Here is a 5,237-nt window from a genome sequence, read left to right on the forward strand (position 1 = left end):
GTCCGCACGTGGTCCGCGGTGAGGTTGTTGGCCACCGAGGTCCGGGCCAGCCGGACGGTGGTGGCGATGCCGGCGATGGCCAGCACGAACGCCGGTAGTATCAGGTCTCCGACGCTCCAGTCGCCGCCCACGGTCGGCGAGAAGATGGTGAACTTCACGCCGAGGAAGAACTGCAGCACGAAACCGAGCACGAAGATCGGGACCGACAACAACAGCAGTGAGATCACCAGCACCGAGGAGTCGAACCAGCCATTGCGTCGCAACCCGGCCACCGTGCCCACGACGACGCCGATGACGGCGTCCATGGTCAGCGCCATCACCGCCAGGGTGGCGGTCACGGGCAGGGCGTTGCTGATCTTCTGGAAGACCGGTTGCCCATCAAGGCCCACGAAGTCCGGGTTGAAGGTGATGACGTCCTTGAGGAAGTACAACCACTGCACGAGGACGGAGTCGTTTAGGTGGTACTGGTCACGCAGCGCCTGGAGCACCTCGTCGGAGACCGGCTTGTTGCCCGTCAGCCCGAGAATCGGGTCGCCCGGCCGCAGCTTGGTCAGCATGAAGATGATCAAGGTGGCCCCGAGGAACACCGGGATGGTCTGGAGCAGTCGCTTGGCGACGTACCACCACACGCGAACCTCCTGGGTCAAAGAGTGAAGATGCCGGACGCACGGAGGGTCAACGGGTGACCGACGTGCCATGTTTATCAGACGCGGAGCGCGGGGACAGCCCGATGAGGACTGCCCCCGCGACCGATGGTGCGGCTGGTACTACTTCGTCAGTGCGTAGTAGTCCGGCTTCTGCTGCCAGTTGAACACGAAGTCCTTCAGGTCCGTCGTGGTGACCGCGGTGGCGTTCTGGTACCACAGCGGGATGGCCGGCAGATCCTCCAGGAGGATGGTCTGGGCCTGACCGATCAACGCGTAACGCTTGTCGCCTTCGGCGGCGGACGCCTCGGTGATCAGCTTGTCGAACTCCTTGTTGCTGTAGTCACCATCGTTGGATCCGGCGCCCGTGGCGTAGATCGGTCCGAGGTAGTTCAGCATCGACGGATAGTCCGCCTGCCAGCCGGTGCGGAACGGCGTCTTGATCGAGCGATCGGTGACGACCGTGCGGAGCTCGTCGAAGGTCGGGTAGACCTTGGGCGAGGCGTCGATCTCCAAAACGTTCTTGATCTGGTTGGTCATCGCCTCGGAGAACTCCTTGTTGCCAGCGCCATCGTTGTTGTACGCGAGCTGGAACTTTCCATCCCACTTGTCGATGTCGTCGGCCTGGGCCCACAGCTTCTTGGCTTCGTCCGGGTTGTAGGACAGGACGTCATTGCCTTCGACATCCTTGGTCCATCCGTCGAGCACCGGCGACGTGAAGTCGACGGCCGGCGTGCGGGCGCCGTTGAAGACCTTCTCGGTGATTTCTTCGCGATTGATCGCCATCGAGAGCGCGGCACGCCGCAGCTTGCCCTCTTCGTCATCACCGAAGTGATTCAGGCGCTCGGGAATGGTGAACGAGGAGAAGCTCGAGCCGGGCTCGTTGTAGGCCTGGACCGAGCTGTCATCAGCAAACGTGGTCAACGCGCTCGGCGGAACCTGGTCGAGGACGTCGAGGTTGCCCGACTGCACGTCGGTGTAAGCCGCGTCGGTGGAGTTGTAGAACTTGAACACCAGGCCGCCGTTCTTGGCCTTGCGCACTCCTTCGTAGTCCGGGTTCGGCTCAAGCGAGATCTGCTTGTTCTTCTCCCAACCGCTGGCGGTCAGCTTGTACGGGCCGTTGCCGATGGGTGCATCACCGTACTCCTTGGTGATCTTGCCGTCGGAGTCGAACGCCGACTCCGGCACCGGGAAGTACGCCGAGTAGCCGAGGCGCAGGTTGAAGTCCGACTCAGCCTGCTTCAGCGTGATCGTGAAGGTCTTGGGATCGACGACCTTGAGGCCCGAGACGGTGTCCTCACCCTCGACCGTGTTGCCGACGTCGTCGGTGCCCTCGATCGGGTAGAAGAAGTAGTTGTTCAGCTGCTTGTTCTTGGGGTTGGCGCCGTAGTTCCACGCGTTGACGAACGACTCGGCCGTCACGTCGGTTCCGTCGGTGAACTTCCAGTCCTTGAGCTTGACGGTCCAGACGGTGCTGTCCTCGTTCGGCTCGACCGACTCGGCGACCTCGTTGGAGACCGAACCATCGGAGTTGTACGCCACCACTCCAGCGAACAGGTTGTTGAGCGGATCGCCGCCGCCGACCTCGTTGGTGGCCGTGGGGATCAACGGGTTCTGGGGGTTGGTGCCGTAGACGCTGATGACTGCGTCGGTGGCCGCCGCGCCGTCGTCGTCGCCACCACCGCCGCCGCACGCAGCCAAGGTCAGGCTGGCTGCGGTGAGCAGTGCCACACCCGCCAGGCGTGTTCGCCGAGTGAGTCGCATTGAATTCCTCCTGTGCTGTACATGGATGCGCGCTGTCGCACGCCCGTCCATGCCTATCACCTCCGAACCATGGGGACCTAGCACCAACGGGCTATGTAATCGAACCGTCACCTGAATGACCTGAATCACACCTCACCATGGGCCGCCGCGGACAGCACGACGCGGCACCACCCATCCAGGTGGTGCCGCGTCGTGAACGAGCTGAGGTCCAACCGGTTCTGGTTGGCACTGACTGCCAGTAATCAGCCCTTGCGCTTCTTGACCTCATCGGTGGCCTGCGGCAGCACCGTCTTGAGGTCACCGACGACGCCGAAGTCGACCAGCTCGAAGATCGGCGCTTCTTCGTCCTTGTTGACCGCGATGATCGTCTTGGACGTCTGCATGCCGGCCCGGTGCTGAATGGCACCGGAGATGCCGTTGGCCACGTACAACTGAGGCGAGACCGTCTTGCCGGTCTGCCCGACCTGGAAGGTGTGCGGGTACCAGCCAGAGTCGACCGCAGCGCGCGAAGCGCCCACAGCCGCACCGAGGCTGTCGGCGAACGCCTCGACCTCGCTGAAGTCGCCGCCCGTGCCACGACCGCCGGACACGACGATGGCAGCCTCAGTGAGCTCGGGGCGACCTGAGGCTTCCTTGGCCTTCGACGACGTGATCCGGGCCGTCTTGGCCGCATCGGAGATCTCGGCGGTCTTGGCCTCGACGGCTCCAGCACCGGCCGCGGCTTCAGGGGCAGCGGAGTTGGGCTTGACGCTGATGACGGGCGCGCCCTTGGTGATGGAGGCCTGCACCGTGAAGTTGCCGGCGAAGACCGACTGGGTCGTGGTGATGGTCCCGCCATCGGCCTGGACGTCGACAGCGTCGCCGATCCAGCCCGCTTCGGTCTTCAGCGCCACGCGGGCGCTGATCTCCTTGCCCTCGGCACTTGCGCCGACCAGCACGGCGGCCGGACTCGTCTCGCCGACCAACTGAGCCAGGGCCTCGGCTTTGGGGGCCACGAGGAACTCGCTGTAGACGGCGTCGTCGTAGGTGTAGATCTTCTCGGCGCCGTACTCACCCAGCACCGCGGTGTCACAGTCGCCAAAGACGACTGCGGACGGCTCGCCGATGCGGCGAGCGATGGTCAAAAGCTCCAGCGACGGCTTGGTGACCTTGCCGTCGGGGGCGTCGATCAACACGAGTACTTCAGTCATGTCAGCAGCCCTTCTCAGACGAACTTCTTGGAGGCCAGGAACTCAGCCAGCTTGACGCCGCCGTCACCCTCGTCGGTGACGATCTCACCGGCTGTGCGCGGCGGGCGGGGCTCGAACGACTCGACCTTGGTCCAGGCGTTGTCGAGTCCCACCTCGCCAGCGTCGAGACCAAGGTCGGCCAGCGTCCACTCCTGGACGTCCTTCTTCTTGGCCGCCATGATGCCCTTGAACGACGGGTAACGGGCTTCGCCGGTCTGATCGGTGACGCTGACCAGGAGCTTGCCCGTGGCCTCGATGTCCTGCGTCGCGACGTCGCCGTCGCGACGGATCGTCACTGCGTCGCCGTCGACCGTGATTTCGGAGGCGTACGTGACAGCCGGAAGGCCGAGACGCTCGGCGACCAGCGTCGGGACGACGCCAAGACCGGCATCCGTGGAGGCCATGCCGAAGAACACCATGTCGTAGTCGAGCTTCTCGATCGCCTTGGCCAAGATCAGCGACGTGGCGAACGCGTCGGATCCGCCGATCGCGTCGTCCTGTACGTGCACGCCGGCATGGGCGCCCATCTGCAGCGCCTTGCGGACCGCATCAGCAGCGTCGGCCGGGCCGACGGTGAGCACCGTGACCTCGCCCTCGCCTGCCTCAACCACCTGGAGCGCTTGTTCAACGGCATATTCATCGAGCTCGGACAGCAATCCGTCAACGCCTTCGCGATCGACGGTGTTGTCTGCGCTGAAGGTGCGGTTCGCCGTGGCGTCCGGCACATACTTGACAGCGACAACGATCTTGGTCACGAGGACCCTCCTGTGGTCAGATGACGGGTGAGGCCCCTACTGTGCCACTGCCGAGAACGACAGGGCTGCGGGACCCTTCGTCATCGATGTTACCTACTGGTAGCACTGTGTGCGACGCCTCGGGTGCATGGCATCGGTCACACCGGTCAGTCCTCGCGACCGCGGGCCAACGAGGGAAGACCCAGCCCGATCACCAGATAGCCCATCGAGGCGATGCCCCGCGCGACCAGGTCGCCTCGAGCCTCGGCCGTGGGACCAGAGAACGTGAACAATCCGTCCAGTGGACCCACCAGGATGTCGCAGACCGAGGACACCAGCCCCAGTGGTCCTGTCTTGCTGGCCTCGACCGCAGCCAGCAGCGCACCGACGGCCAGGATCACCGAGAACAACAACCCCACCGCGCCCAGCACGAACAGCACGACGTTCAGACGCTGGCCGGACGTGCGTTCTGGTTGTTCCAGGGAGGGTGGAGGCGGCACCACGCGGTCCACTTCCTGCTGCTGCTGAGCCTTCTCAGCCTTCTTGGCCGCCTTCGCTGCACGACGTTCAGCGCGACGATCGACGTCCGGATCCTCGGCAGGCTCGACCGGCATGATCGGAACGATCGCGGCCTCATGTTCTGCCTCGTGCGCCGCGACGGCAGCGTCGGCCTCAGCGCGGGCCGCTGCTTGCTCGGCGCGAGCAGCCTGTTCGATCGCTTCCTGCTGCTGGGTGGCTTCCTGCTGCTTCGTGGCTGCCTCCCGCTCGGCGCGCTCGGCGCTCTTCGCGGCCTCGTTCTCTGCGGCGGCAGCGTCCTTTGCCGCCTGGCGCTCGGCCCGGGCAGCCGCTCTCGCCTCCGCCTGCTG

At 64.8% G+C, this 5,237-nt stretch carries 5 protein-coding genes; all 5 read right to left on the reverse strand.

Going from position 1 to position 5,237, the window contains the following annotated elements; translation table 11 throughout:
* Positions 1 to 629 (reverse strand): ABC transporter permease (locus WB508_RS07165; protein WP_423844198.1); only part of this gene is annotated, 629 nt, incomplete at its 3' end.
* A 138-nt stretch (positions 630 to 767) separates the two neighbouring features.
* Entirely contained in the window at positions 768 to 2,408 is a 1,641-nt protein-coding gene (locus tag WB508_RS07170; protein ID WP_423844199.1) for a peptide ABC transporter substrate-binding protein, read from the reverse strand.
* A gap of 242 nt (positions 2,409 to 2,650) precedes the next feature.
* Positions 2,651 to 3,598 carry an electron transfer flavoprotein subunit alpha/FixB family protein gene (locus WB508_RS07175; RefSeq protein ID WP_423844200.1) on the reverse strand — a complete coding sequence of 316 codons (948 nt, stop codon included), beginning with the start codon at positions 3,596 to 3,598 and terminating at the stop codon, positions 2,651 to 2,653.
* A 14-nt stretch (positions 3,599 to 3,612) separates the two neighbouring features.
* Complete coding sequence (locus WB508_RS07180; RefSeq protein ID WP_423844201.1) at positions 3,613 to 4,392, reverse strand: electron transfer flavoprotein subunit beta/FixA family protein; 780 nt, start codon at positions 4,390 to 4,392, stop codon at positions 3,613 to 3,615.
* Positions 4,393 to 4,538: 146 nt separating this feature from the next.
* On the reverse strand, positions 4,539 to 5,237 hold a 699-nt coding region (locus tag WB508_RS07185), incomplete at its 5' end, for a hypothetical protein (RefSeq protein WP_423844202.1).

The sequence above is a fragment of the Aeromicrobium sp. genome (genome assembly GCF_049586495.1).
Lineage (GTDB): Bacteria > Actinomycetota > Actinomycetes > Propionibacteriales > Nocardioidaceae > Aeromicrobium.

What these genes read in the sequence shown, in the direction of transcription:
- WB508_RS07175 (WP_423844200.1), bottom strand. Translation starts at nt 3,598, where the DNA reads ATGACTGAAGTACTCGTGTTGATCGACGCCCCCGACGGCAAGGTCACC.
- WB508_RS07170 (WP_423844199.1), bottom strand. Translation starts at nt 2,408, where the DNA reads ATGCGACTCACTCGGCGAACACGCCTGGCGGGTGTGGCACTGCTCACC.